Here is a 26780-nt window from a genome sequence, read left to right as displayed (position 1 = left end):
GCGTTCAGGGGACCGGGAGACACGGCTCAGGGGCCTTGAGCGCTCAGGGAACCGACCCTACGAAGGCACATCTGCAGTGACCGAGAAAGCAGCTGCCGAGCAGCTTTCGGGCCCCTGAACCATGTCACGGTACCTTCCCCTGTCGTTGGGTGTTTCTCCGAGTGTTCATCTTGAAGGCACGCCCCGTCACACTGGACAGGTCTTGTGTACGCCCGTGGGGCACCAACGTGAAAATGGGCGCAAATTAGCGTCCACGGGGCGAGAGGAGCATTCTCGACGGACACGTTGGCATTTTCATGTAGTAAATGGCCTTGCACATCACCTCATTTCTCCACGCCCGCCATGCTACGCACGGACCGTTTCCTGCTCATCCTCGTCCTTGTGGGGCTTCTGGCGAGTGGCTGCCGGACCTACAGCGGGTACGACTCAAAGCCGAAGACCTATCAGGCGATGCAGCGGTCGGTGGAGGCCTTCGCCGACGAGCTCGATCGGGCCGAGGCTGATTTTCAGACGCTCAAGGATGCCGCGGAGGCGTCTGATTCCCTTCAGTCACTGACGGATGCCTATCAGGGCTTGCTGGACGAACACGAGTCCCTGTTGGAGACGCAACGAAGCCGGGTTGAGCGGCTCTCGGCCAGCAGCGCCCATAGATCGCTTCACCGCGGGTACGGGGCCACCGTCAAAGAGAAGCGGATGGTGATGCGGAAGTACCGACGCCTGGTCCGGTCCGTCCACGCCACCGTTCAGGGGGAGCGGGCGGGGCCTTCGTCCCCGGACACAGAACGACGGTACACCATCCGCCCCATGAACTTCCCATCGCTTCGGGACGGGGGACAGCTGAGCATGGAGCAGGCCCTCGCCGGTCGTTGAGGGCTTTGCCTGTTGACCTGCGACTGGGAGGCCCGCTGCTGAAGAGACTCAGGTGTTTCCCGAGCCCGACGCCTGTCGGGCAGCGTCATCGATCGTGCGTGCCGGTCGGGCCACCGCATAGCTTTGGGCACGAGGACGGTCGGCGAACAGAGGCTTCACCGTCGACCAAGTCCGGCGGAACAGGTCACTGTCCCTGTATTCGTCGAGTGCCTCCGGGCTTTCCCACTGGCTGTACGTCGTGCACGCCGTGGGGCTGTCTATGTCCCGCCAGAGTTCGAGGTGATGACAGCCCGGAAACGATCGAATGTGTGGGGCGGCCTTGTCAAAGTGGGCGAGAAACCGATCGACCTTGTCGGAGGCGAACGTCATCCGGACGATGCGAACGAGCACGGGTGACTGGAGGCATTGCGGAAAGACATGCGCTGCCTTCTATGGATGATGGCCTCGTGGGTTGAGAAGAGGCTCAGTCGCTGAGGAGGTACTGGCCAATCCGGCAGTCCAGGCATCCGCCCGCGGAGCAGTAGTTCTTATAGAGCTCGTGGAGACCCTGGGCATCATGCGCCGATCCAGGCTCGGTGCCGAGGTCCTCAAAGCGCCGGACCACATGGTCTTGAGAGGGGGGAAGCCTGTGGAGCATGCCCAGGGCTGCATCGGCCTGCGCGGGATCCCCGCGTTGATCGGCATCGCGTAGGAGCACCGGCACCACGGCGTTGACGAGCAGCGTGTCGCGGCGGGACGTGCCGAGGCTGGGGGCGTGCTCGGCGGCCTGCTTGGTGAGGTGATAGTGCGTTCGCCAGAATGTTGGGGGGGAGGCGGTGAGCGCTTCCCGGAACGCCGCCATGGGCGCGTCGTGGCCCAGCGCCGTACGGAGCGTGGCGATGGGCGTGTCGCGCAGCAGGCCGCCCTCGGCGTACCACGCTGCGGCCTGTGCGATGCGGAGGGGCGGGAAGTTGTTGGGGCGGAGTCGGAAGAAAGTCCAGGTCGTCGGGGCCATCGGCCGGACATCGAGACGGACGTGGAGCCGGCGGAATCGGTCCCGGAGGGCCATGGCGTAGTCGGCCGTTGCACGGTCGGCCTCCAGCAGGTCGCCGGGGTCGGGAAGAAGTCCGGCCGTTCCGAGAAGGAGGGCTTCTCGCTCCTGGGGGGCATCGAGGGAACGAAGCGTGTCCGGCGGCGAGCGTCGGGCGAGTGTCGTCATGGGGGCATCGTTCTTCGCGTAGCCGAGCCCGGCGAACAGGCGCTCGTGGAGCACTTCGTCCAGGGGGAGGTCCGGAGACGCAGACAATCGATCCCGTTTTCGGACAAGTCGGGCCTGGGCGAGTTTCCGGATCCAGGACCAGCGCCGGGCAGTCGGCACCTCGTCCCAGCGGGACGCGCAGGGCAGCGTATCGTCGTCGGCCCGGGTCCTGAACGAGTAAAGCAACTCGCGGAGAGACGTGTCGAGGCGCGGATGGAGCACGAGTTCGGGGAGTGGCGACTCGTCGGCCCGCAAGAGCCCGCCGGTCCACATGTCCGCGTGAAGGGTTACGTGGAGCACCACGCTGTTGAAGCGCGGATCGGTATGGTGGTCGTGACGGAACCACCCGCCGGAGGTCGTGTGCACCTCAACCTGTCCACGCCAGTCCATGTTGCCGATGCGAACGTGAGCGTTTTGGAAGTCCGGCCCGGCGTCGGAGTTGAGCTGCCCTGGATCGAGAATGCGAATGGTCTCTCCATCGGTCGTGGCAAGGTCGTCGGTTTCGAAGTGCTGCCGGCCCCAGAGGTCCTGGACGAGTGCTTCCGGCACTGTCGCGACGTCTGGGGCGGGTTCGTGCAGAGCAGGGGCGTCGACGGAGAAAGGGTCGAGCGTCGGCATGACGCAGGATCGGTAGACACGGGGATCGTTCGACGGCCACTGTGTGTCAGACACCTAGTAAATGCGATCATAACGTTGCTCCGGTGTGAGGGCCCGGCTTCTCAGGGCTCCGTCCCCAATGTCTTCTCGATGAGCCCCGATCTGGCATGGACGCGTCCAATCGTAGGCCCTCTCCGGACCTGGCGTCGTGGCGGGTGCTCAGTGTGATTTTCGTTCTTTTGCTGGGGGCACTCGCGCTGGAGATCGCGCTTTCGTCCCGGTGGACCGATCCGTTCCGGGAGTCTGAGACCTGGATCCTCGTGGGAGTGGGGATGGGCATGGCGCTTCGGGCCGCGGGGGGATGGCTGACACGTCGAGGGCAACCGGGCGAGGAAACGCTCCGGCGGCTGGGCCTCGCGGTGTGGGCCGTGGCGGCGCTGGGCGGGTTGGTCGGCCTTGTGTTTTGATTCCATCGGTAGACGGATGTCCGTGTGCCCCGGGGGTTCGGTTGTCATGGATCTTGAAGACGGACCGGGTTCGTCTGCGTGGGGGTGGCAAAGCGTGCTCGGAGCGCTCGTGCTGCTTCTGGGAGGCCCCTGCCTCGCCCATGGACAGTCGTATGTGGGCAGGGGGCATCGAGTGCTGGATGGAAACACGGTCCACCTCCTCCGTAGGACCGGGCAGATCGTGCGAATTGAGCTCTACGGCGTCGATGCACCCGAGCCGGGACAGCCCCTCGCCGACGCGGCCGCCCGGGCCGTACGGGACGCCGTGTTTCGGACGAAGGTGCAGGCACGCGTGGAGGCACGTGATTCCGACGGCCGCCCTCTATTCGTGGTACGGGGGGCCGGCCGCGTGCTCAACGAGCACCTGCTCCGAACGGGACTCGCATGGTGGGACCGCCAGCAGGCCGCCCACGACGATCGGTATCGCCGGCTGGAGCAGCGGGCCCGCGCGGCAGAGCGGGGCCTCTGGGCACGGCCCGATCCGGTGCCACCGTGGGCCTGGCGGGGGGAAGAGGCCCCGTAGCTCCCGACGAGAGGGGACGAGGCCACGACCAGCCCCTTCTCCGCTTTGCTTTGTGCCGTTCAACCAGCAGGTTGTAGACAGTTCGACAACCGCCAACCGCCTCTGCGATTCATCGCGCCCAATGCATTGTCTATGTCCGCCGTGTCCGCGTCTTCCGCCGTCCCGGGTCCCCAGCTCAGGGCCCTCTGCCGTGCCCATCCCCACGCGCCGAAAATCGTTCTCGTGCCTCGGGCGCAGATTGGGCGTGCCCTCGAGGATGCACTTGCACGGAACGCAGATGGATGGGCTGGGGTCGCAACCCGCATCGTGCGCCACCACGCTGAACAGGTGGCGCAGCCCCGCATTCTTGCGTCGGGACGGAGCGAGCTGCCGGTCGGGGGACGGCCGTTTTTGGCGGCACGCCTCCTGAAGCAGCTGCAGCGCCGAGGACGGCTCGACGGGCTGCCCGGGCCTCAGCAGTTGGCCGATACGGTTGCCGAAGCCATCGAGACGCTCCGCCGGAACGGGGTCCCGCTGGCCGACGTGCAGGAGCGAGCCGAGACCGAGGACGCGTCGGCAACGTTTCGGGTCGTGGCGGCCTGCTACGAGCGGTACCTGACGGTGCTCGACACAAAGGACCTGTACGACGACGCGCAGGTCTTCCGGTGGGCCGCTGAGCACGTGCGGGAAGGAGCGTCTCCGGCCCTGGAGTCCGCGGTGGTGGCGGTCTGCGACGCGGTAAAACTTCCGGAGGAGGCCCATCAGTTTCTGTGTGCAGTGCGGTCGGCGGCCGGGGCTTTTTATCGGATTGGGCACCCGCGGCCGGAGGCGCCCCCTCCGCAGACGGCGGCCGCGCGCATGGCGGACGTTGCACCGCCGTCGACCGGGCGAACCGCGAACGAGACGATTCAAGAGGTCCACGTGCGCCGGGCGGTTGGGAGTGGGAACGAGGTCAACGCGCTGGTTCGCGACCTGCTCGACGCGGAAGTGCCGTTCGGCGAGGTCGAGATTGCCGTCGCGAGGGAGCAGCCCTACGTTTCCCTGATTGCCGATCGGGCCGCGCGGGTGGGCCTGCCGGTGTCCCTCGCGACGGGGGTCCCTGCGGAGCAGACGCGCACCGGCACGGCGCTGCTTGGGTTTTTGGAGTGGGGGACCGAAGGCTTCGACCCGGTGCTCCTGATTCGGATGCTGCGGAGCGGGCACCTCCGCATCGATCGGGTCCGCGCCAAGATTGAGAGCACGATCGGGGCCGTCCCCCTCAAAGCCCACGACGTCGCCACGCTGCTCGCCGGGCGACGGTACGAGCCGGGGCGCGAAGGATACGCGAAGGCACTCGGGGCGGCGGTTGGAGAAATCGACGACCGCATCGAGAAGCTAGAAGAGCGTGGTCTTGATCCGGAGCAGGATCGGGAGCAGCGGCGGGCGCTCCAGTTTGTACACCGACTCGTGGAGGCCCTGCTGGATCTCGTTCCGCGAGAGGGCTCCGTGCAAGAGATGGCGACGAGGGCCCAGCAGTTCGTGGAGCGGTTTGGGCCCGTCGACCCGCCTCCCGAAGACACGCCGGAGACGGAGCGGACCCTCGACGAGGCGGCCCGCACTGTTCTCTGGCAGCGCCTCGACCGCCTCGCCCATGGTCCGGTGGACTACGAGGCGTCCGGCCCACAACTCGCCGCACTCCTCCGGCGCTGGCTGGAGGGACAGCACGTGCGGGCCGAGCACCCGCGCCCCGGCACTGCGCACGTCGTGCCGCTCGAAAGTGCCGGGTACGGCGACCGGTCGCACCTCTACATCGTGGGCATGGACAGCGACACGCTGTCGACGGCGGCGGTGGAAGACGCCATGCTCCGTGATCCGGACCGCCGTGCGCTCAACGCGTCCCTCGAAGGCGAATTGCCCGAGCGTCGCTCGGCTTCGGAGGAGGCACAATGGCACCGCGAACAGGCGCTCGCGCGGCACGACGGATCCCTAGCGCTTTACACCCGCATCTTCGACCTCGACAGCGGGGAGGAGCGACATCCCGCCCCGCTTTTTCTGCGACTGGAGGAGACCCGCCTGGTCGAGTCCGAACGCGTTGAAGGGATTGTGCCGTCCGGCGAACGCATGTGCCTGACCGACATGGAATCGTGGCTGACGTGTCGTCGGGGGCGAAACAGGGGAGATGCAAGATCGGGCACCGCCCGGGACGCGCTTCAGGACTGCTACCCGTGGGGGCGGCGTGGCGAGGCTGCCCGACAAGCCCGCCAGAGCGACAGCTACACGGTGCACGACGGGCTGCTGGAGGCGGGAACGTACCCGGAACTGGATTTTCTCCGGGACCGGGAGAACGGGGAGCCCATGTCGGCGGGCCGACTGGAGACCTTCGCCGAGACTCCCTACCTGTATTTTCTGAAATACGTCCTGGGGGTCGAGCCCCTCGATGAACCGGCGCTGGACGACGAGCCCTGGCTCAATGCCCTTCGCCGTGGAAGCATTCTCCACGCCACCTTCGAGGCCTTCATGACGGCCCTTGAGAAGCGTGATGAGCGGCCCGGGCCCGAGCACGAGTCGCTCCTCGAAGCCGTTCTCGAAGACGCATTCGAGCGGGAAACCGAGAAGGTCGCGCCCCCGAGCGAGGTCGTGGAGGCGGCGGCATTCCGTCGGCTGTGGGAGGACGTGCTCGTGTTCTTGCGGGCCGAAACGGAGCACTGCCGCACCCACGCCCCGCTGCACCACGAAGTCGGGTTCGGCTACGGGCCGTACCGGCGTCAGGAGGATGACTTCGGAGCCGTTACGATTCCGGTGAAGGGACGCGGAATGTCGCTCCGAGGACGGATTGACCGGGTGGACCGCGGGCCGGAGGGCGACCTGGCGGTTTGGGACTACAAGACCGGCAGGGCCTCCTCCTTCGAAGAGGGCGATCCCACCGCGGACGGGACCCAATTGCAGTGGGCCCTTTACGCCTACGCGCTCACTACACTGATGGACGAGACGGTCGGCACGTCCGGCTACTACTTCCCGACGACCCGAGAACGGGGCACGCGGCTCGCCTTTGCCCCGGATCGGTTCCGGACGGAGATTGAGCGGCTTCTGGATCGGCTGAGTACCCTGTCCGCCACGGGAAGCTTTCCCATGCACCCCCGTGCGCGGTACCTCAATGCGTGGCGGTACCGGGGCTACGGCCGTCTCTTCCGCGATCTAGCCGCCCGGAGCACCGCCCTCCAGGAGAAGACGTATCCCGAGGCGCGTCCGTCCCCGCCGTCCTTCGAGTAGTCGTTGGTTCCCCCACGCGCCGCATTTCCCTACCCCTGAACCGTGCTATGTCTGCCCCCTCTTCGGTGTCCTCAACATACGATGACGCCGCCGTTCGCCGACGGATCGGCCCGTGGCGAGACGACGACGTACCGTCCCTTTCTGCCTTCGAGCCGGACACGAACTTCTTTGTTCGGGCCGCGGCCGGCTCGGGCAAGACGACGGCCCTCGTGGCCCGCATGGTGGCGCTCGTGCGCTCGGGGGTGTCGGTGGAGGACCTGACGGCCATCACCTTCACGCGAAAGGCGGCGGGGGAGATGAGCCAACGGTTTTACGAGGAGCTGCGGCGTGCCCAGGCGGCGCTGCCGGCGGAGAGTGCTCAGCGACGACGGGTGACCGCCGCCCTCCAGGACGCACAGCAGGCATTCATCGGAACCATCCATTCGTTCTGTGCCCGCCTCCTCCGCGAACGACCGATCGCCGCAAATCTGCCCCCTGGCTTCGTCGCGGGCCTGGACGACCGCGAGGAACGGGAGCTCCGCGACCGGGCCTGGCAAGACTACCTGCAGGCCGTGCGGGCCGATCGCCCGGCCCGCAGGGAGGTGCTTACGGGGCTGGGGGTGGAGCCGGAGGACTTGGACGCCTACTTCGAACGGCTCTGTGAGCACCCGGAGCTGAAGCCGTACATCAACGCTCCGGACACCGTCCCTTCGCTGGAGCAGGCGGCTGCGACGGTGCAGGCCCGGCTCCGAGAGTGGCAGGCCCACCGCCCGGACACGTTGCCGGAGGGGCGCGACGACGCAATGCAGGCGCTGGACACGGCGGAGAAGCTGATCGCACAGACGAACCTGGAGACCCCGGCGCAGCGCGCAGAGCTGCTCGAGCTGATGGCCGACGTGTCCGACGAGGAGTCGGCGGACGTGACGCTGAAGTGCTGGCGCGGCCCCGAGACGGACGCCTACGACTGGGCGCGGACGCTGCGGGACGAGCAGCTGCCCGTGCTGGTGCGCGACGTGGTGCAGCCGGCCCTGCGCCGGTGGCGGGCCTGCGTGCACAAGGAGGTCGTAGAGTTCGTCCGTCCGGCCGTGGACCGGTTCGCCTCCCTTCGGCGCAGGGAGGGCCGTCTCACCTTTCATGACCTGCTCGCCTGTACCCGGGATCTTCTGCGCGACCATCCGCGCCTCCGGACGACCATTCAGAAGCGTCATCCTCGCCTGCTGGTCGACGAGTTTCAGGACACCGACCCGCTGCAGGCAGAGCTCCTCTTCTACCTCACCAGCCGCACCCCGACCGAGACGACCTGGACCGACTGCCGCCCGCGTCCGGGCAGCCTCTTCATCGTGGGAGACGACAAGCAGTCGATCTACCGCTTCCGGCGGGCGGACATGGAGGTGTTCGAGGCCGTTGGGGAGCGCATTGAAGAGACCGGCGGCGAGGCCGTGACGCTGACCAAAAACTTCCGTTCACTCGACGTCATCTGTGACTGGTGCGACGAGGCCTTCGAACGCATCTTCGACGATCCAGGCCTGACGGACCTCCAGGCCACGTACACGCCATTCGACCCCCAGCGGACGACGGGTCGAGACGTGGAGGGGGTGCGTCGGATCAGCCTCGAAAAGGTGCGGGGGAACTGGGGCACCGACATCGCCCGGCAGGATGCCGAACGCATCGCCCGCTTCATTCGGGGAGCCCGAGACGGGAGTGGAGCCCTTGACGCACGTTTCCTCGAGGGGGACACGGCGGACTACTCCGACTTTCTCGTCCTGACGCGGACCAAATCGCGCCTCTCCGTCTATGCCGAGGCCCTGGCCGAGCGCAGCATTCCGTACACTGTGACCGGGAGCGAAGACCTGGGCGAGGCGGCTGAGCTGAAGGCCCTTGTGGACCTTCTCACCTGCGCCCTCCGCCCGGACGACGAGGTGGCGTGCGTGGCGTACCTGAAAGGCCCGCTCGTGGGGGCGAGCGACGACGACCTGTACCGGTTTTCGCAGGCTGGCGGTCGGTTCGATTGCATGCACGAGCCGGTGCCGAGGGCTGTGGGGGAGGCGCTTCCGTCCACGACGGCACGGCGGTTTGAGGAGGCCTTCGATCGTCTGCGCGAGGCGCGTCGCCTAGTTCGTGGGCATCGTCCCGGCGTCGCCGTCGAACAAATCATCGACGACCTGGGCCTGCTCGCCGGCGCCGCGCATCCCCCGGATCCGTCTGAGGGATCGCTCCGGGCCGGGCGTGTGCTTCGTACGATCACCTACGTCCAGGATCTTGCCGCCCGAGGGCTCGGCTGGGCCGAGGTGCTGGAGGAGCTGCAGCGAGTGGTCGATGGGGACGAAGACGTGGACGGCATGACGCTGGAGACGGGCGGGGGCGACGCCGTGCGCGTGATGAACGTGCACCAGGCCAAGGGGCTGGAGGCGCCGGTGGTCTTCCTGGCCGATCCATACAGCCGGGGCAGTGGCCCGTCGGTGCGTCGTCACCTTCGTCGGGGGGCCGGGGAACTCGTGGCCCCGATTGTGCAGGGGAGTGGCTACCGCGAACGGGTGACACATCCGCCGCTGGGATGGGAGACGGCCGCAAACGGGCAAGCGGAGAGCTTTCGTGAAAGCGAGGAGCGCCACGAGGCGGCCGAGGGACGACGCCTCCTGTACGTGGCGGCCACCCGGGCGCGAAACCTCCTCGTCGTGTCGACCTATCCGGAAAAGCTGAAGGAGGGCCCCTGGGCCCCCCTCTACGAGCACCTGGACGCGGCCGAGGTCCCCGAATTAGAGATGCCGGAGGGGGAGCCCCCCAGCGATCGGTCGGACGCGCCCGCCCCTGCTCTGGAGGCCCGACGAGCCGAACGAGAGTCCCGAATCGAGGAGCAATCACGCCCCGCGTACCGGACGGAGTCCGTCACCGAAGGCGAGCACGGTCCGGCCATGCGGCCCACAGGAGAAGACGGCTACGGGGAAGCGTTCGGCGCCGCACTCCACCAGCTTCTGGAGCAGTGCGTCCGCACGGGCCGCCCAGCCCCGTGGACCGATCGGGCCGTCGTAGCGACGGTCCTCGAACGGGCGGGAGCGGCGACGACGCCCGATGTGATCCAGCGGGCCACGACGATGGTCCAGCGGTTTCTGGACGGCCGCATCTGGGCGCGACTGCAGGAGGCCAACCGGTTTTACTGCGAGTACCCGATTGCCCACGCCGTGCAGGAAGAGACGCCCGTTGTGCGACGGGGCGTGATTGACCTGGCCTGGCGCCGAGACGGCCAATGGACGCTCGTCGACTACAAGACCGATCGGGTTCAGGGCGCGCCGCCGGAGGCGCTGCCGCCCGATCATCCCTACGCGCAGCAGCTTCGAGCATACGCGGAGGCCTGGGCCGCCGTGGTTGACGAGCCGGTCGCGAGAGGAGGGCTCTGGCTTGCAGATGCGGGAGTGGGGCTGTTCGGCGATCCTCTGGAGCGGGGTTCCCCCTTCTCCCCAACGCGTCGCTCGGTGGAGTAGGGGGCCCCACTCGCTAGCGTGTGCTGTTCCCAGCCGGGGCCCTGGACATCAACATACCCGCCTCTCAGGATTCAGGAAGCGGGGGCCTGGGGGAGGAACGGTCCGCAAAATACGCGCTTCATGCTGCACACTTCCGGGGCGATCTCCCCCAAGTGGGGCCCATGCCGGGGGCAAGATCGTGCGGCTCGGGGCTGGAGAAAGACGCTAACTGAGGGGAGAAGAGCCGGCCCGGGCGGCCACCTTTTCCGGGGCCTTCGGGATATCGGCCCCCAAGGCGCGAGCGCCGTCTGCGGTGACCAAGAAGTCGTCTTCAATGCGGATGCCGCCAAACCCAAGGAAGTCCTCTACGCGCTCGTAGTTGATAAATTGTTCGTGCCGCTGCTCCGCCCGCCAGTGCTTGATGAGCGGGGGAATGAAGTAACACCCTGGCTCCACGGTGACCACAAATCCGGGGTGAAGGGGGCGTCCCAGGCGCAGGGCATGCAGTCCGAACTGCTCCGGACGCGTCTGATCGTTGGTGTACCCCACAAACTCCTCCCCGAGGCTTTCCATGTCGTGGACGTCGAGGCCCATCATATGCCCGAGGCCATGTGGAAAGAAGAGCGCATGAGCCCCCGCGGCAACGGCCTCTTCGGCCGGACCCTGCATGAGCCCCAGGTCGATCAGGTGTTCCGTAAGGGTGCGAGCGGCGTGCTTGTGAATCTCGACAAAGGGCACATCGGGGGCGAGCGCCTCGATGGCGGCGGCTTGGGCAGACAGCACGGCCCTGTAAATGGCTTCCTGCCGGGACGCAAACGTCCCTGCGACCGGCGTCACTCGGGTAACGTCGCCTGCGTAGTGGCGTGGCGACACAGCCCCGGCGTCCACCAGAAGGAGATCTCCTTCCGTGAGGGTGTTCGGGTACGAGTGGTTGTGCAGCACCTCGCCCCGGACCGAACACGTCGGCGTAAATGAGAAGGCACTCCCTTCGGCGGTCAGACGGCCGGTCATGGCCCCCACAATTTCTTGTTCGGACGCACCCGGGACCGCATGGGCTTGGGCACAGGCGTGGACCTGGGCGGTTCGTTCGAGGGCCGTTTCGATTTCCGCCACCTCCTCCGAAGACTTGACCGACCGTTGCTGTACCACAGCCTGAATCAGAGGCTCCGAGACAGCGTCGTCGAGTTGGGCATGGGGGACATTGAGCAGCTCCCCCAATCGGAGCCGATGTTCATCCCGGTACGGGGGAAGAATGTGGACCGTGCGGTCCTGCTGACGGGCCTGTGTGAGTCGAGAGCCGAGGGTCGGCGGCGGATTAACCGTGTCGACCCCGACCGCAGCGGCCTCCTCCTGGAGGGCGGGAGGCTCTCCTGCCCAAACGACATCGTCGAGGGTCGCCTCTTCGCCGTACAGGGTGGAAGTGCCCATGTCGAGGTCAATGAGCCCGTACAGGTTGGGGCGGTCGAGGCCGAAATAGTAGAGAAACGTTCCGTCCTGCTGAAAAGGGTAGGGGTTGTCGACGTAGTTACGGGGGGTGTGCTGGTTCCCGAGCAGCAACACGAGGCCGGACTCCGGGCGCTCCTGTGCAACGAGTGTGCGACGACGGGAACGGTACGTGGTGGGGGCGAACATCGGCTAAACGGAATGCGCGAGAAAGGCTTCGGATGCGTGGCCCTGAGCGGTTGTTTACGGGGGAGGGGGCTGTCGGTCAGCGCTCCGTCTGGGCGTTCGGTGGCTTGTCGATGGAAGAGGCGTCTATCAAAACCCGTATCAGGGCGCGGGTCTCCGACAAGTCACGAATCTGGCGTACGGTTTGGTGGGTCGTGTACAGTCCGTACACCGCGACCAAAAGCGTAGGGGCGATCCACAGGGCAATGCGGCCCCAGGTGGAGCTGTCAACCAGCCACAGGCCCATCAGCAGCCCAAAGTAAATGCCAGCCACGACCATCGACAGCAGCGAGTACCGGTCCTGGGTCAGGCGCCGGTCAATGGCGTTGAGCACCTCTCCGTAGCGGCCTTCCTTCAGGGCGTCCAGGTCCACGACGCCGGAGAGACCTGCCCGAACGCCGGCGCTTCCGTGCGGGTCGAGCCGCTGGGCGACCTGAGACTCAAGGGCGTCGGGGTCGATGGCGGGCATGATGAGACAGAAGGGGAAAGGGGACAGGGACTGGATGTAATGGTGCACGCAACATCGGCAGCGAATCTGGACGAATGCAACCCTGATGGGAAGGAACCACGGCTGGTTTCACAGGGAAACTGCGGGAGTGCTGAACCCTCGGCGGGAAGGGCCCCTGTAAAATGTTCTCCAAATTGTGGGGTGTGGGCAGTGAGCCCTGTTCCCAAAGACCGGGCAGTGGCCGGAGAGATGGGCTTCTCGGTCGTCATCACCGTGCCTCCCGTTGCGTTTCGGGGCCGTCGTTCTGTATACTGGCAGCGCGGTGTCTCGTAAATTCAGTGCTCGCCCCCATGAACGCCCCCGACGACTGGACGACGACCCACGACTTGGCGGTCGTGTACATTGCTCTTGCATACGGCACGGACCATGAGCTTAGTGACGAGGAACTCAGGGTTCTCAAAAACGCCCTCCAGGCGCGGGAGTCGATGGACAAGCCCGCTGTCCACGATCTAATCGTAGAGGCCGCCACGATTTTCACCGAGCGAGAGGCCCAAGCTGAGTTTCGGCGGGCGGTGGAGGCGCTCGCGTCGGCCCTCTCCGCCGCGGAGCGACGCGACACGATACGAGATCTGATCCGCATTGCGGAGGCCGACGGTGTGCTCCTGGAGCGGGAGCAAGGGCTCATTCACATGCTGGCGGAGGCGTGGTCGCTCAAGGCCCTCAGCGAAGACCTTCTCGAGAACACGTCTGCGGTCGTGCAGCGACGAGGAGAAGACTGGGGGCTCATCCACGAGCTGGCCTTCCTCTACATCCTCGTGGGACACGCTGCCGGCGAGGACCTGTCGGCACGCACGGTGGACGTGATGGTGGAGCGACTCCAGGAGTGGCAGCCGGAGCAATCGGCGAAGGAGCTGCGGGACGTCGTGCGCCGGGCCCTACAGGTGTACGCGGAGCAGCCCAAGGAAGGGCTCATCTACGATTCGGTAGAGGCGCTGAAAGAGGCTCTGTCGAGCACGCATCGCCTGACGGTTCTGGACGACCTCCACACCGTGGCTCGGGCCGACGGGCACCTCACTCGGGCCGAACGGGACCTCATCTCGTCGTTGGCCCAGGCCTGGGACGTCAACGTACGCATGAACGGACATGGCGGGTGAGGGCGCCAGTCCGGTCGGGGGCGGTACGGGGGCGAGTTAGGAGGAGGACGGGGCAGTCCCATCTCCGTCTCCCCGGGGCTCATCCGTGTGGGTGGGTCTGTTCTGAGGACGACCCTCCCACGCATCGTCTGGGGCGGACCGGTGAGGGCCCCCAGGCGAACGAGGCGGGACGTTCGGCCCTCCGGAATTGGAGGAGGACGTTCCCCCAAATACACCGAACTGCATCTGCATGCTGCCCTGGTCGACCTTGCGCTGAAACCACCGCATCAGCGCGCTGCGGAGGCGGGCACGCGTGAACGGGATCAGGCCCGAGAACCCGACCACGTCGGTCAGAATGCCGGGAGTGATGAGCAGGGCCCCCGCCATCAAGATGATCACACCGTCGGCGAGCTCGTTTCCGGGCAGGTCTCCGGCCTGTAGGCGGCGGTTGAGGCGGCGCCAGGTCGAAAGTCCCTCCCGACGGGCCAGGTGACTCCCCACGACACCCGTCACGACAATCAGCGCGATCGTGGCCCAGAACCCGATGAGCTGATCCACCTGAATGAGAAGCGCCAGCTCCGCAGCGGGCGTGAGCAAGAAGAGTAGAATCAGGCGACCAAGCATGGGACAATCCCGGACGGGGCTGGTGGCGGACAGATGGAGAGCCTTCCTCCGTCTTAGAGGGCGCAAAAGGAAATCTACCGACCGGTGTACGGTTCCCTGTGGGGGGCGTTCGGTTCCGGTCGTGGAGACTACCCGCCCCCGCTACGCTCGACAAAGTATTTCTCTTCGTGAATTGCCCCCTCCTCAAACCCAGCACGCTGGAGAATGCCCTGGGCCTTGTCGATCATTTTTGGGTGGCCACAGGTGTAGGCGGCGCTGTCGGACGGGGCGAATGAGGCGGCATCCAAGTGCTTCCGCAGCACGTCCTCCACCCGTCCGCACTCGCCGTCCCAGTCGGGGTCTTCCCAGGGACGACTCACAGTCGGCACATACTCGAACCAGTCCATCCGGGCGGCCAGCGACTGGAGTTCGTCGAGATATGTGCCCAACTCCCAGGACCGGCTTGCCCCGTGCAGAACCAGCATGGAGTCCGGTGCGTCCAGGCGCCCGGCCCGGCATTCTCGCAGCTGATCGCGGACGATGCTGACGTACGGCCCCACGCCGGTGACCGTTGCGGCCATGAGGTGATGGGAACGGTTCGGATCCAGCGTGAACCGGCCCACGATCTTGTCCCGCATCCACAGGTTGGCTCCCTCGTCCAGGTTCCAGAGCCTCGGCGTAAGGGCGCCGTCGTCAACCCGTTCGATAAAGAACTCAAGCTCCGTGCAGCCGGGGGCCGAGACCACCGAGTACGGACGAAGAAGCGGGCGGTCCTGGTCGCCGTTCCTGAGCCCAATGGTGGCGTACTGCCCCGGTGTAAAGTCGACGGGGGTGTCGGCCCGAAGGCGAAAGATCGCCAGCTCGTCGGAAACGTCCACCCGTTCCACAAAGGTCAACCGGCTATACTGCGAGGCATCCATTCTACGTTCGGCAGCTTCATGAGGAAACTAGCACAGGCCTCACCCGCGCGGCGCGGCGGCCGATCGGCGCTTCGGGAAAGAATCCTCGGGAGGCCCACTCAGGGCCGGGCCGTCCGATGTCATGCTACCGGTGGTGGGGGGGCGAGTTTTCGTCCGCCCAACGGGCGTCTCCAAAATGCCGTTACATCTCGTCAAGGAGTTGGTCGATCAGGTCGACCGACGACACGTCGTCCGCCTCCGCGTTGAAGCTCGGAACGATGCGGTGCCGCAGGACCGGGATGGCCATCCGGCGAATGTCGGCCTCCACGGGGGTCATGCGCCCGTCCAGGGCAGAGAGGGCCTTTGCGCCCAGCACCAGGTATTGGGAGGCCCGGGGGCCGGCGCCGTAGCTCAGGTAGTCCTGGATGAACTCTGGGGCATCCTCGGACTCAGGGCGGGTTCGGGTGACCAGCTGGACGGCATGCTCGATGACATTGTCGGCGACCGGGATTTGCCGAACAAACTCTTGGTACGTCTGCAGTTCGTTGGCACTCATGACGGGGGAGACCTCCGATTCGGAGCCGGTGGTCGTGCTGCGGACCACCTCAGTTTCCTCGTCGAACGAGGGGTAATCGAGCCAGAGGTTCAGCATGAAGCGGTCCAGCTGGGCCTCAGGCAGGGGGTAGGTGCCCTCCTGCTCAATGGGATTTTGCGTGGCGAGAACGAAGAAGGGATCGTCCAGTGCGTGGGTCTCGCCCGCGGCGGTGACATGCTGCTCCTGCATGGCCTCCAAGAGGGCCGCCTGCGTTTTGGGGGGGGTGCGGTTAATTTCGTCTGCGAGGATGACGTTTGCGAAAATGGGCCCGGCTGCGAACTCGAAGTGACGCCCGTCGTGGGTGTCCTGGATGATCTCCGTCCCGGTAATGTCACTGGGCATGAGATCGGGGGTGAACTGGATCCGGCTAAAGTCCAAGTTGAGCGCCCCGGCGAGGGTGCGTACCAGAAGGGTCTTGGCGAGGCCCGGGACCCCGATCAAAAGGGTATGCCCACGGGCCATGAGGCAGACCACCACCATTTCGATGATGTCCTCCTGCCCGACGATCACCTTGCCAATCTCCCGACGGAGGCGGTCGTAGGCGGTGCTGAGGTCGTCGAGCGTTTCGGGGTCCTGCGGGGGAGAGGACGACGGGGACGGAGGCATGGAGACATTGACTCAGGAGCAGAACGAGGTCCTTCGGCGGGACCCCACACGAAAATTGGCACCCGAGTGTGGGGACTAGCGGCGGCGCATGGCCGTCAGCTCCGACTCGGTAATGCGAATGTCAACGTAGATGCTTTCTCGAAGCTGGTCGGTCCACTCCTGCATCTTTCGGCTGCGCTTGTCCCGAAGGGCAAGCTGGCGGATGCGGTCGTAATCGGTCTCGAGGCTGGCGCGGTGGGCCGGCACGCGCCGCTCAAGGCGGACGATGTGGTAGGCCTCATCGCCGTTTAGCAACTCCACGCGCGAGGGTTCGCTGATGTCCCCGGGCTCTAGGCTCCGGATCGTCTGGGTCCAAGAGGGGCCGAGAGCGTCCAGGACCAGGTCCCGCGTGTCGGATTCTGGATCAGTCACGCGACCGCCATTTTGGGCCGTCCGGTCCTCCTCGGAGTGGCGCCGGGCCATGCGCTCGAAGGGAATGTCGCTGTCACTGAGAAGGGTGTCGCGCACGGCACTCAGGTACTCCTTGGCACGCTCCCCACTGGGGGCGTCGGGCTTGATGAGCACGTGGTGGAGGTCCACGGTGCTTCCATCCTTGGCATCGATTCGGAGGATGTGAAAGCCATTCTGGCTCTTGTTGTAGAAGGGCTGAGACACTGTGCCCACAGGGGTGCGGGACGCGACCGCGGCAAACTCCGGGACGAGGTCGTCGAGGTCTACGTTGGTGAGGCCCCCAGAGGAGGTGCCGGCGGCATCCGGAGCGGAGAACTGACGGGCCATGGCCTCGAGGGAGGCTCCGCCGTCCACGACGGAATCCCGCACGGAAGCAATCAGGGCCTTCGCCTGCTGACGGGACTCCTCCGTGGGCTTTGGGTACCGCACGATGTGGGAAAGGCGAACGGTCTTGGGAAGCTGAGGCAGTGAATCCTGGGGGATCTCTTCGAACCATTGCCGAACCTCGCTGGGCGTGATGTCGATGTTCTGCATGCGCCGCCGCCGCAGCTGCTGAGACAAAATCTGGCCCCGGAGGTCCTCCCGAAACTGCTCCTTGATTTCGAGGATGCTCTTGCCGTACGCCTGCTCCAGGCGCTCCTCGCTCCCTGCGCGCTGGACGTACTGTTCGATCCGGCGGTCGAGCTGATCGCTCAGTTGCTGATCGGAGACCGTGATGGTCGTGTCGCGACGCGCCTCCTCCGCCAGAAGCCGCTGGTCGACGAGTTGTCGCAGGGCCTCCATCCAGAGGCGGTTGGAATAAGAAACGCTTTGCTGTCGGGTTTGGCGGCGGACGAGCTGGTCGACCTCAGACTTAAGGACAATCTCATCCCCCACGACGGCGGCGATGCGGTCTATCACCTGCGTGTCTTGCCCGTGGGCGGCGCCGGGCGCCATGCTCGCAAGAAGCAGGACGGCCCCAAGCAGTGGGCCGCCACCGTATCGAAAGGAAGATGCGAAGGTGCGACACACGTGATGCATGCAAGTACGACTCGTATTCGAAGAGGGATGAACGACGGGGCACAGTGGAGAGAGGCTACGGCAATTCGAGCACCCCGTCGGCCTGGGCTCTGTTGCGCAGGCGTTGAACCTCGGTTGCCTGGATCTGTTTCCGGGCGCGGATTCGGAGGCGGCGACGAATTTTGGGCTCAATCCAGTTGAGCTCCGGTGGCGTGCCCTCTGGCATTCGGCGGTCGAGGCGGAGCACGTGATAGCGTCCGTTGGCCTGAACGACCGGTGTGGTTTCCCCCTCCTGCAAGTCCTCGACGCGGCTTGTGAGGGCGGGGGGAAGTTGCTGCCCGAGTTGACTTCGGGGAAGAAACTGTTGAGACAGTCGGCGGGCCTGGGTTGTGTACGTGGCGTACTCTGCGACGAGCCGGGCCCAGGCGGTGTCGGGCGGTGCGGGAGGCCTGCGCAGCTCCCGCCGGACAGTTCGGGCTGTTGTACGGTCTGAGAGGGTCAGGCACTGGACACGCACGTACGGCTCCTGGAGGCGCAGTTTCTCCTTGTGGCGCTCAAAATACGTGCGTACCTCCCCGGCGGTGGGACGCGTGTCGGTTTCCTCTTCGAACCGGGTCCGCAGGGCCGACACCAGCACGGAGCGTCGCTGGCGCCGCAGTCGCCGCTGGACCGCCTCGTTGGAGCCAAGGTTCAGGCGCTCGGCTTCCCGGTACAGGAGCGTGCGGGTAACCCACTGATCAATCGCCTGCTGCCGGGCCCCGCTGGAGTCGCGAACCGGTCCCATGCTGGTGAGCATCCGGGTCAGGTCGGCCTCGGTCAGGTAGTTCGTCCCCACGCGAGCAACGTAGGAGTCGGGGGGCGTCTCGGTCTGGCACCCGACAATCCCTGTGCCCAGAAGCACGAGGACCAAGAGGACGCGGGGGCACGTGGCGCAGATGGGCATGGAGGACATGGAAGGAACGGAGGCCGTGCGATCAGGGGGCTGTGGGGGCGTCACTGACTGGCGGGCGGAGGCGTTCCGGGAACGTCTCCACGTCGTATCGCGCCCGCAGTCGACGCAGGACCCGCTGCTCGAGGCGGTCCTGGTGATCCTGTACGACGCGGCTTCGGGCCTCCTCGAACCGCATGGGACGAGGCGGGAGACGCGTATCCCGAATCAGGAACAGCGACTCGTCGTCCTGGGCCAATGGGCCCACCGCATCCCCGTCGCCCGCCGTACGGACCGACCGGTAGACGTCCGCGGAGCGGGCGGTGACGTACACAGTGTCGGTGGAGACGAGGGAATCAGCCACGGCAGCGTCCAGAACGGCCGGGATCGAAGAACTGTGCTCGTAAAGCGTGGCGTAGGGACGCAGTACCGAATCTGCGGGAGCACGGAGGGCAAGGACGCGTGTGCGCTCGGAAACCTGATACTCGTTGCGGTTCTGCCGATATGTGTTCCGCAGGCCCGCGGTGTCCTGGGCCGCGGCGGTCCAGACTGAGTCCCGCATGTAGCGAAAGAGAAGTGTCCCGTCGCGGTACGCCGCCACCCTCCGACGAAGGGTCGGATCGCTCTGGGCCCGGCGCGTGGCGGCGTATTGGAGGGCCTTTTCATTCAGAAAAGACGCAATCAGGCCCGCCACCGTCGTCTGTGCCCCCCCGTCCATCTGCATCAGGTGGCGGGCCACCTGGACAACGGTGTAGGTTGAGTCGCCCAGGGTAGCCGCTGAAGGAGCGGCGCCGGACAGGGTGTCGGTGTACGTCAGAAGGGGACGGGCGAGGGAGTCCACCGAGGCGACCCGGGCGGCCGCACGAAGACGAGCGGTGTCCACCGTGGCCCCGACGTCCGCACGGATTGCTCGGGCGACGTCCGCCTTGCGCTGCCTGGTCCGCGGCCGGCCAGTGAGGCGGTCCTGTAGCTCGTCGTACGCTTCGTCGAAGGACTGTCGCTCCTGTCGGCCGGTGAGCTTCAAGAGGTGGGACCCGAAGCGGCTCTGGACGATCCCCGAAACCGCGCCGACCGAATCTAGCGCCGCCACGGTAGTGCGGAGGGCGGGGGGAAGTGCCCGAGGGGCGACCTCGCCGAGGGCCCCGCCCTCCGAGGCCGATTGTCGATCCTGAGAGTACGCCCGGGCCGCCTCGGCAAACGACAACGCCCCCTCCAAAATCTCCGTCCGAAGGGAGTCGAGTAGGCGGTGGGCGGCGGCGGTGTCGTCCTGCGGACGGCGCAGGAGGTGGGACAGTTCAATGGGCTGCCCCGCGGGGCGCCGGTCGTGGACCTTAAGAATGTGGTAGCCAAACTTGGTCCGGAACACGTTGCTCGTCTCGCCCGGCGCCAGGGCGTACATGCGGTCCTCGAACGGCTTTACGATCTCTCCGGCCTGGAGGTAGCCGAGCCGGCCCCGGTAGCCCCGACGGCCTTTCTCTTGGGCCGCGGGGGCGTCGGAGTTTCGGACGGCCAGGTCGCCAAACGGGATGCCCTGCCCAATCGAGTCGGCAATGGCGTGGGCCGTGCGGTAGGCCCCGAGCGTGTCGCGGGACGAGGCGGGGCGGATCAGGATGTGGCTCACGTCCACGGCCTGGGTCCGGCGCTCGTGCAGAGTGCGCGCAAGGGGCCCGTACACCTCTTCGCGCAGAAGCTGGGGGCGGGCCTGTTGTTGCCGATAGTCGTGGACGTTCCGCTGGACGCGCGGGAGGGTGTCGAGGCCGGCGTCGCGGGCGGCGCGTACTTTCAGGCGAAAATGGAGGTATTGATCGAGGAAGTTCCGGTAGGTGTGGAGGGAGCTGTCGGCCGCGGCCTCGGGGCCACCCGCCGCGTCGATGAACGCCGAATCCAGTTCGGCGAGCGTGATGACCGTGTCGGCGTAGCGGGCCACAGGTGCATCCTCGGGCGATGGAGCGCCGGAGGTCTCCTCGGTCGCTTCCGAGCCGACCCCGCAGGCAATCCCGAAGGCGGCAAGGAAAAGAAGGCCGAGTGTGCGTCTGAGGCGAGCCATGGCCATGGGGGGGCGAACCGAGTGGCGGTGGTCCCAGAAAGAAGAGGAGAGGCTCACATGCTAGCGAACTGGGCCCGCAGATTGCAACCGGAAGATACGGTTTGCATTGGGGATTGATGCGCAGTCACGGTGCGGTGGGTTCTCGGTCGTAACGGCGTTGGTTGTAGACCGCAGAATTCGGGCACCATAGTTCGCAAATCCCCCGACAATTCCGTTTCGCTCCGGAACTGGGGGACATGCGTGTTTTACAACAAAGCGCTCTTCAGGTCCAGCCCATTTGTCCCGTGCACTCTCCGCGATGGGACGGGTGATGCCTGAGTGTTTTGCCTCAGTTCTTCTCCCACACGCAACGTCCCCGCCACAATGGCTTCCGACACTCCTGTTCGTGTCCGTTTCGCGCCAAGCCCCACGGGCCGCCTGCACATCGGCGGGCTGCGAACGGCCCTGTACAACTATCTCTTCGCCCGCAAGCACGACGGTGACTTTGTGCTGCGGATCGAAGACACCGACCAGGCCCGCTACGAACCGGGGGCGGAGGAGGACATTCGGGAAGCCCTCGCCTGGACGGGGCTCGAGCACGACGAAGGACCCGAGCAGGGCGGCGACTACGCCCCGTACCGACAGTCCGAGCGCTCGGGGCACTACCACGAGTACGCTCAGAAGCTCGTCGAGGCCGGGCGGGCATACTATGCGTTTGATACAGAAGAAGAGCTCGACGACCTGCGGGAGACACACGGCGCCTACGACGGATCGACGCGCCGTCAGATGCGCAACTCGCTGACCCTGTCCGACGAGGAAGTTGAGCGCCTCATCGACGAGAGTGACGACTACGTCATCCGGCTGAAGGTCCCTCGACAAGAGTCGGTGCAGGTCGAAGACGAAATCCGGGGCACGGTGTCGTTCGACACCTCGGAGATTGACGACCAGGTGCTGATGAAGTCTGACGGGATGCCCACCTATCACCTGGCCAACATCGTTGACGACCATCTCATGGACATCTCGCACGTCATCCGGGGGGAGGAGTGGCTCTCGTCGACCCCGAAGCACGTGCTCATGTACGACGCGTTGGGGTGGGAGCCGCCCGCCTTTGCGCACCTGCCGCTGATCCTGAGTCCCAACGGCGGAAAGCTCTCGAAGCGGGACGCCAACGAGTTGGGCATTCCCGTCTACGTCACGGACTATCGAGAGGCCGGGTACGAGCCGGACGCGCTCCTCAACTTCCTGGCGCTTCTGGGCTGGAGCCCCGGCACCGAGGAGGAACTGTTCGGGCTCGACGACATGATCGACGCCTTCAGTCTCGACCGCGTGGGCGCCAGTGGTGTGCAGTTCGACCTCGACAAGCTGCGCTGGGTCAACGAGCATTCCGTCCGCGACCTGTCGGTCGACGCGCTCGCGGAGAGGGCGCGTCCTCACGTGGACGCGGTGGGCGACGAGGTGGGCGACGAGCGCCTCCGAACGATCTGTGGGCTGGTGCAGGATCGCATCCAGGTGGTGCCCGAGGTGGTGACGGACAACCGCTACTTCTTCGAGGATCCGGAGGAATACGAGGAGGAGGGTGTACAGAAGCGGTGGACAGACGAGTCCGCCGATCTTCTGCTCGCCTACGCCGACCGGCTAGAGGCGGTCGACTCCTTCGACACGGAGACGGTAGAAACCGAACTCCGCGATCTGGCCGACGAGAAGGATGTGGGCGCGGGGGCGATCATCCATCCGTCCCGGCTCGCCGTGAGCGGTCGTTCGTACGGCCCCGGCGTGTTTGGGCTGCTGGCCGCCGTTGGGAAAGAGGCCTGCCTCCGTCGCATGCGCCGGGCGGTTGAGACGCTGGGATAGTCGGATGGCACTGGAAGGGGCGCGTGCGAGGCCGCCCCGGCTGCCGACCGGTCAAGCGGCGGGCTCAAGCTCCTCCTGCAGGAGTGTGCGGGCCAACTCGGGGTTGGCGGCGCCGTCGGTGGCCTGCATCACCTGTCCCATGAAGAAGCCGATGAGGCCCTTTTTCCCGTCCCGATAGCGGGCCACCTCGTCGGGATGGTCGCCGAGAACGGCCTGAATGGTGGGGCGGAGGGCCTCGGTGTCGTCGACCTGTCGTAGGTCGCGCGCGTCTACGATCGCCTCGGGATCGCCCCCGTTCTCTACGAGCTCGTGGAAGACCTCGTCGGCCCCGCGGGTGGAGATGACCTCTGCGTCCACGAGCCGCACCAGGTCCGCAAATTCGTCCGGGCCGAGGGGAAGTGCCGCCACCGTCCGGTCGTTCAGCCGGCCGAGAAGCTCGTTGACGGTCCAGTTGGCGAGCGGCTCCGGGGCGTCGTAGTGCTCCAGCGCCTGCTCGAAGAAGTCCGCCAGCGCGTCGTCCCCGGCCATGGTGGCCGCATCCTCCCGGTCGATGCCCAACTCGTTGTGGAAGTGGGTGAACCGGTCCCGCTGGGCATCGTCCAGATGCTCGGCGGGGTCGGTCTTGCCCTCGAGCGAGCGCCGTCTCTGTTCTTCTTTGCGCTGCTCTTTTTCTCGTCGTTGTTGGGCCAACTCTTCCTGGGTAAGGCCCTCCTCGCCCCCGCTCCATGTGTCCCGGAGAGGCACGATCTGGTTGTACACCAGCGCGTCGGGACGAGACGTGTCCGGGTCCGCCCAGAAGTAGCCCTGTCGCTCGAACTGCACCCGCTGGTCGGTGTCCAGGTCGCGCACGGCAGGCTCCAGAACCCCTTGTCGGACGTTGAGCGAGTCCGGATTCAGAAATTCGGTAAAGTGGTCCTCGCGGGCATCGGGGTCGGGCACCCCGAAGAGGCGATCGTAGAGCCGCGCCTCGAACGGAATGCCGTGGGCGGCGGACACCCAGTGCAGTGTTCCGTCCGGCGAGCGCCCGTCCGGAGCGGTGCTATCCCGCGTGTCGGGGTCGATGGTGCCGCGGAGCTCGGTCACGGTGCCGTCCTCGTCCCGCACAACCTCTTCGCACGTGAAGAAGTACGCGTGGCGCAGGCGCACCTCGCGACCCGGGGCCAGTCGGATGAAGTCTTCGGGCGGGTCCTCCCGAAAGTCGCCCCGCTCGATGTAGAACTCGCGGGCAAAGGGCACGGGCCGCGTCTCGTCCTTGTCGATGTCGCGCGGCCAGTGGTTCGCGTTGATCCAGTCGACCTCGTCCTCGTCCCAGTTTGTGACTACGACCTTCAGCGGATCGAGCACGGCCATGACCCGCGGGGCCGTCGGGTTGAGGTCGTCGCGGAGCGCGTGCTCGAAGTGGCCGATCTGGACCCGGCTCTGCGACCGGGTCACCCCCACCTCGCGGCAAAAGGAGCGGATCGCACTCGGCGGCACGCCGCGGCGGCGCAGCCCCGAGATCGTGGGGAGGCGCGGGTCGTCCCAGCCGTCCACGAGGTCCTCCTCGATCAGGTGACGGAGCTTGGTTTTGCTCATCACCGTGTAGCCGAGGTTGAGCCGATTGAACTCGTACTGCCGGGGCCGGGCCGGAATCTCGTCCGCGTCCAGGCAGTGCTCCATCACCCAGTCGTAGACGCGCCGGTTGTTGTCGAACTCCAGCGTGCAGAGGGAGTGGGTGACGTCCTCGATGGCGTCCTCCAGGGGGTGGGCGTAGTCGTACATCGGATAGAGGCACCATTCGTCCCCCCGCCGGTAGTGGGGGGCGTGCAGGATGCGGAAGAGGAGGGGGTCCCGCATGATCATGTGCGGCGAGCTCATGTCGATCTTCGCCCGCAGCACGTGCTCGCCGTCCTCGAACTCGCCCGCCTTCATTTTGCAAAAGAGCTCCAGGTTCTCCTCGACGGAGCGGTCGCGGTACGGCGACGGGGTTCCAGGTTCGTCCACGGTCCCGCGGTACTCGCGGATTTTTTCCTCGCTGAGACTGTCGACGTACGCGTCGCCCTGCTTGATGAGCGTAATCGCGTACCGGTAGAACTGCTCGAAGTAGTCGGAGGCGTGGTATTCGTGGTCCTCCCAGTCGTACCCGAGCCAGTTCACCGCGTCCTTAATCGACTCGACGTACTCGGGGCTTTCGGTTTTGGGGTTCGTATCGTCGAACCGGAGGTGGCACTGCGTGTCGGCCCGGTCGGCGTAGTCGTGCTTGATGCCGAAATTGAGGACGATGGACTTGGCATGCCCGATGTGGAGATGGCCGTTTGGCTCGGGCGGAAACCGGGTGACGACCCGGTCGCCGTAGGTGCCCTGGTCAAGGTCCTCGTCGATGATGTCGTAGATGAAGTTCTCGCGCGGGCGCTCGGCCGAAGGGTCCGACGTGCTCACAAAGGGGAGTAAGGCTTGGGTTGAGGCGTTTCTTGAAAACAGGCAGACCATTGAAAGTCCGGGGCTTCCCGAAAGATCCGCCCGCCCGCACAGATCAGTCGCAGTCGCCGGCCTCTCGCAGAAGAGATCGACACTCCAGCACCCTGGGCTTGTCCACCGCGGTGGCGCTCCGGACGCGCTTGGCGAACAGGGAGGCCGAGCGAAACTGCGACCGGGGGCGGGTCTGGCGGCGGGCCGCCACGTCCCACTGAGATCGACGGAGGAACCCAGTGAACTGGCCGTCTTCGATGTATCCGGAGATGCGAAGGTCGTCGAGGTTGATTTCCAGACGGGTGTCGTTCACATCGACCCGGGCGCGGAGTCGCCCGAGCCGCCGATCGCGGACGATTCCCCGCAGGTCTCCATCCTGGACGGTGATGTGGAAACGGCCTTGAACAAGGGGGGCAAAGCCGTCCACCTCGTACGTCCAGGTGCCCACCGCGGCGGCCCGGGCGGCCGCCTCGTCCTGCATCGACCGAGGGGAGGCACACCCCCCCGCGAACCCCGCTCCAAGGACGAGCAAAAGCGTCAGCCGGACCGGGCACAGGCGCAACATGACGAGTGGAGGGGGGATGCCGGAAGAACCGGGAGCGTTGACCAATAGTTAAGACTTGATGAGGAAGGCGTTCCCGGGCGGCGGGCCTGATCGGACGTCAGTCCGTCGAGTGCCGGTGGACCGACAACAATCGCTCGGCGGCGGCCAGAGAACTCAGGCGGCCCTCCTGGACGGCCGGCTCCACGTCCTCCTGGGCTGCCTGGACGTCGGGGTCGGAAAAGAACTCCTCGCGCAGCCGCTGTTCGACGGCCTGCTCCATCCAGTGTTGGGCCTGTCGGCGACGCTGCTTTTCAAAGAAGCCAGTCTCCTGCGTGTAGGCCCGGTACTGCTCCACGGCGCTCCATACGTCGTCGATGCCCGTGCCGGTCTGTGACGAGCACGTGAGCACGGGGGGCTCCCACCCAGAATCCGGATCGGACAGGAGGCGCAACGCCTTTTGGTACTCGGCCCGGGCCGCCTTCGCGGGCTCGCGGTTGTCCCCGTCGGCCTTCGTGATGGCGATGGCGTCGGCCACCTCTACGATGCCCCGCTTGATGCCCTGCAGCTCATCCCCGGCGCCGGCCAGGGCGAGGAGCAGGAAGAAATCGACCATCGACCGCACGCTGATCTCCGACTGGCCGACCCCCACCGTCTCGACGAACACGGTGTCGTACCCGGCGGCCTCACACAGCAGAACTGCCTCGCGGGTCCGGGGGGCCACGCCGCCGAGGGTGCCGGCGGTGGGGGAGGGGCGGATAAACGCGTCCTCCTCGGAGGCCAGGGTCCCCATCCGGGTTTTGTCCCCGAGAATGCTGCCCTTCGACCGCTCACTGCTGGGGTCGACCGTCAAGACGGCGAGGCGATGGCCCTTTGCCACGAGTTGTTGCCCGAGCGCTTCGATGAACGTGCTCTTGCCGACGCCGGGCACGCCCGTGACGGCCACCCGAATCGAGTCGCCACTGTGGGGCAGGCATTCCTCCACGACCGCCCGGGCGGTGTCGCGGTGGTCTGGGCGGGTGCTCTCCAGCAGGGTGATGGCCTGGCTTAGCGTTCCCCGGTCCCCGTCGAGAATGCCGGTCACGTAGTCGGCGGCCGACGGGGCACTCGAGCGGGACGGTTGGGACTGGTTGCGGAGGTTGGGATTGAGGGGGGCCACGACTCGGGGAGATGCAAGTGCCTGCGGA

General features: G+C 66.2%; 20 protein-coding genes. 7 read left to right on the top strand and 13 right to left on the bottom strand.

Annotation, left to right across the window (positions count from 1 at the left end; all coding sequences use genetic code 11):
* The first annotated feature begins 342 nt into the window (after positions 1-342).
* Positions 343-870 (top strand): hypothetical protein, encoded by a 528-nt coding sequence (locus B7R93_RS02840; protein ID WP_103019339.1) that lies wholly within the window; start codon positions 343-345, stop codon positions 868-870.
* A gap of 48 nt (positions 871-918) precedes the next feature.
* Here the strand turns inward: B7R93_RS02840 and B7R93_RS02835 are convergent, their stop codons facing one another.
* Both B7R93_RS02835 and B7R93_RS02830 read right to left on the bottom strand, forming a co-directional pair.
* Positions 919-1260, bottom strand: coding sequence for a putative quinol monooxygenase (locus B7R93_RS02835; protein ID WP_103019338.1), 342 nt, complete (start codon positions 1258-1260; stop codon positions 919-921).
* Positions 1261-1333: 73 nt separating this feature from the next.
* Positions 1334-2725: a DUF2851 family protein gene (locus tag B7R93_RS02830; protein WP_103019337.1), complete on the bottom strand. Its 1392-nt coding sequence runs from the start codon at positions 2723-2725 to the stop codon at positions 1334-1336.
* A 146-nt stretch (positions 2726-2871) separates the two neighbouring features.
* On the opposite strand from B7R93_RS02830, the gene B7R93_RS02825 reads away from it, so the two are divergent.
* The 4 genes from B7R93_RS02825 (at position 2872) to B7R93_RS02810 (ending at position 10419) form a co-directional block, all read left to right on the top strand.
* The gene (locus B7R93_RS02825; RefSeq protein WP_103019336.1) at positions 2872-3171 is read left to right on the top strand and encodes a hypothetical protein; all 300 of its coding nucleotides are present in this window, start codon (positions 2872-2874) and stop codon (positions 3169-3171) included.
* 46 nt (positions 3172-3217) lie between these two features.
* Complete coding sequence (locus B7R93_RS02820) at positions 3218-3733, top strand: thermonuclease family protein (RefSeq protein WP_232797943.1); 516 nt, start codon at positions 3218-3220, stop codon at positions 3731-3733.
* 141 nt (positions 3734-3874) lie between these two features.
* Positions 3875-6961, top strand: coding sequence for a PD-(D/E)XK nuclease family protein (locus B7R93_RS02815; protein ID WP_232797942.1), 3087 nt, complete (start codon positions 3875-3877; stop codon positions 6959-6961).
* A gap of 47 nt (positions 6962-7008) precedes the next feature.
* The gene (locus B7R93_RS02810) at positions 7009-10419 is read left to right on the top strand and encodes a UvrD-helicase domain-containing protein (protein ID WP_103019334.1); all 3411 of its coding nucleotides are present in this window, start codon (positions 7009-7011) and stop codon (positions 10417-10419) included.
* Between the two features lie 204 nt (positions 10420-10623).
* Here B7R93_RS02810 and B7R93_RS02805 read toward each other — a convergent pair whose 3' ends face one another.
* On the bottom strand, positions 10624-12030 hold the full coding sequence (locus B7R93_RS02805) for an aminopeptidase P family protein (protein ID WP_103019333.1): 1407 nt from the start codon (positions 12028-12030) through the stop codon (positions 10624-10626).
* 76 nt (positions 12031-12106) lie between these two features.
* The gene (locus B7R93_RS02800; RefSeq protein ID WP_103019332.1) at positions 12107-12535 is read right to left on the bottom strand and encodes a hypothetical protein; all 429 of its coding nucleotides are present in this window, start codon (positions 12533-12535) and stop codon (positions 12107-12109) included.
* Between the two features lie 329 nt (positions 12536-12864).
* Here B7R93_RS02800 and B7R93_RS02795 point away from each other — a divergent pair, with 329 nt between their 5' ends.
* Positions 12865-13668 carry a tellurite resistance TerB family protein gene (locus tag B7R93_RS02795; protein WP_232797941.1) on the top strand — a complete coding sequence of 268 codons (804 nt, stop codon included), beginning with the start codon at positions 12865-12867 and terminating at the stop codon, positions 13666-13668.
* 36 nt (positions 13669-13704) lie between these two features.
* On the opposite strand, the gene B7R93_RS02790 is transcribed toward B7R93_RS02795, so the two are convergent.
* The 6 genes from B7R93_RS02790 to B7R93_RS02765 form a co-directional block, all read right to left on the bottom strand.
* Positions 13705-14271, bottom strand: coding sequence for an FxsA family protein (locus tag B7R93_RS02790; RefSeq protein WP_103019330.1), 567 nt, complete (start codon positions 14269-14271; stop codon positions 13705-13707).
* Between the two features lie 128 nt (positions 14272-14399).
* Complete coding sequence (locus tag B7R93_RS02785; protein WP_103019329.1) at positions 14400-15170, bottom strand: ferredoxin--NADP reductase; 771 nt, start codon at positions 15168-15170, stop codon at positions 14400-14402.
* 181 nt (positions 15171-15351) lie between these two features.
* Positions 15352-16350: an AAA family ATPase gene (locus B7R93_RS02780; RefSeq protein WP_103019328.1), complete on the bottom strand. Its 999-nt coding sequence runs from the start codon at positions 16348-16350 to the stop codon at positions 15352-15354.
* Positions 16351-16425: 75 nt separating this feature from the next.
* Complete coding sequence (locus B7R93_RS02775; protein ID WP_103019327.1) at positions 16426-17820, bottom strand: peptidylprolyl isomerase; 1395 nt, start codon at positions 17818-17820, stop codon at positions 16426-16428.
* 55 nt (positions 17821-17875) lie between these two features.
* Complete coding sequence (locus B7R93_RS02770; protein WP_103019369.1) at positions 17876-18742, bottom strand: peptidylprolyl isomerase; 867 nt, start codon at positions 18740-18742, stop codon at positions 17876-17878.
* A 31-nt stretch (positions 18743-18773) separates the two neighbouring features.
* A complete protein-coding gene (locus B7R93_RS02765) occupies positions 18774-20774 on the bottom strand; it encodes a peptidylprolyl isomerase (RefSeq protein WP_232797939.1) in 2001 nt (666 codons plus the stop codon).
* A 363-nt stretch (positions 20775-21137) separates the two neighbouring features.
* On the opposite strand from B7R93_RS02765, the gene gltX reads away from it, so the two are divergent.
* The gene (gene gltX / locus B7R93_RS02760; protein WP_103019325.1) at positions 21138-22604 is read left to right on the top strand and encodes a glutamate--tRNA ligase; all 1467 of its coding nucleotides are present in this window, start codon (positions 21138-21140) and stop codon (positions 22602-22604) included.
* Positions 22605-22655: 51 nt separating this feature from the next.
* On the opposite strand, the gene B7R93_RS02755 is transcribed toward gltX, so the two are convergent.
* The 3 genes from B7R93_RS02755 to meaB all read right to left on the bottom strand — a co-directional run bounded on the left by B7R93_RS02755 (position 22656) and on the right by meaB (position 26752).
* Positions 22656-25022 (bottom strand): glutamine--tRNA ligase/YqeY domain fusion protein, encoded by a 2367-nt coding sequence (locus B7R93_RS02755; protein ID WP_103019324.1) that lies wholly within the window; start codon positions 25020-25022, stop codon positions 22656-22658.
* Between the two features lie 94 nt (positions 25023-25116).
* Positions 25117-25617, bottom strand: coding sequence for a hypothetical protein (locus B7R93_RS02750; protein ID WP_103019323.1), 501 nt, complete (start codon positions 25615-25617; stop codon positions 25117-25119).
* A gap of 97 nt (positions 25618-25714) precedes the next feature.
* On the bottom strand, positions 25715-26752 hold the full coding sequence (meaB, locus tag B7R93_RS02745; RefSeq protein WP_103019322.1) for a methylmalonyl Co-A mutase-associated GTPase MeaB: 1038 nt from the start codon (positions 26750-26752) through the stop codon (positions 25715-25717).
* Positions 26753-26780 lie beyond the last annotated feature (28 nt).

Origin of the sequence: Salinibacter altiplanensis (assembly GCF_002894645.1) — a bacterium.
Lineage (GTDB): Bacteria > Bacteroidota > Rhodothermia > Rhodothermales > Salinibacteraceae > Salinibacter > Salinibacter altiplanensis.
The sequence above is the reverse complement of the archived record's forward strand: the minus strand, read 5'-3'. Positions and strand labels throughout refer to the sequence as shown.

Coding starts and splice junctions, on each gene's coding strand:
- B7R93_RS02780 (WP_103019328.1), bottom strand. CDS start 16,350: ATGCCTCCGTCCCCGTCGTCCTCTCCCCCGCAGGACCCCGAAACGCTC.
- B7R93_RS02800 (WP_103019332.1), bottom strand. CDS start 12,535: ATGCCCGCCATCGACCCCGACGCCCTTGAGTCTCAGGTCGCCCAGCGG.
- B7R93_RS02765 (WP_232797939.1), bottom strand. CDS start 20,774: ATGGCTCGCCTCAGACGCACACTCGGCCTTCTTTTCCTTGCCGCCTTC.
- gltX (WP_103019325.1), top strand. CDS start 21,138: ATGGCTTCCGACACTCCTGTTCGTGTCCGTTTCGCGCCAAGCCCCACG.
- B7R93_RS02750 (WP_103019323.1), bottom strand. CDS start 25,617: ATGTTGCGCCTGTGCCCGGTCCGGCTGACGCTTTTGCTCGTCCTTGGA.
- B7R93_RS02840 (WP_103019339.1), top strand. CDS start 343: ATGCTACGCACGGACCGTTTCCTGCTCATCCTCGTCCTTGTGGGGCTT.
- B7R93_RS02790 (WP_103019330.1), bottom strand. CDS start 14,271: ATGCTTGGTCGCCTGATTCTACTCTTCTTGCTCACGCCCGCTGCGGAG.
- B7R93_RS02770 (WP_103019369.1), bottom strand. CDS start 18,742: ATGCCCATCTGCGCCACGTGCCCCCGCGTCCTCTTGGTCCTCGTGCTT.
- B7R93_RS02830 (WP_103019337.1), bottom strand. CDS start 2,725: ATGCCGACGCTCGACCCTTTCTCCGTCGACGCCCCTGCTCTGCACGAA.
- B7R93_RS02805 (WP_103019333.1), bottom strand. CDS start 12,030: ATGTTCGCCCCCACCACGTACCGTTCCCGTCGTCGCACACTCGTTGCA.
- B7R93_RS02785 (WP_103019329.1), bottom strand. CDS start 15,170: ATGGATGCCTCGCAGTATAGCCGGTTGACCTTTGTGGAACGGGTGGAC.
- B7R93_RS02820 (WP_232797943.1), top strand. CDS start 3,218: ATGGATCTTGAAGACGGACCGGGTTCGTCTGCGTGGGGGTGGCAAAGC.
- B7R93_RS02795 (WP_232797941.1), top strand. CDS start 12,865: ATGAACGCCCCCGACGACTGGACGACGACCCACGACTTGGCGGTCGTG.
- B7R93_RS02775 (WP_103019327.1), bottom strand. CDS start 17,820: ATGCATCACGTGTGTCGCACCTTCGCATCTTCCTTTCGATACGGTGGC.
- B7R93_RS02810 (WP_103019334.1), top strand. CDS start 7,009: ATGTCTGCCCCCTCTTCGGTGTCCTCAACATACGATGACGCCGCCGTT.
- B7R93_RS02825 (WP_103019336.1), top strand. CDS start 2,872: ATGGACGCGTCCAATCGTAGGCCCTCTCCGGACCTGGCGTCGTGGCGG.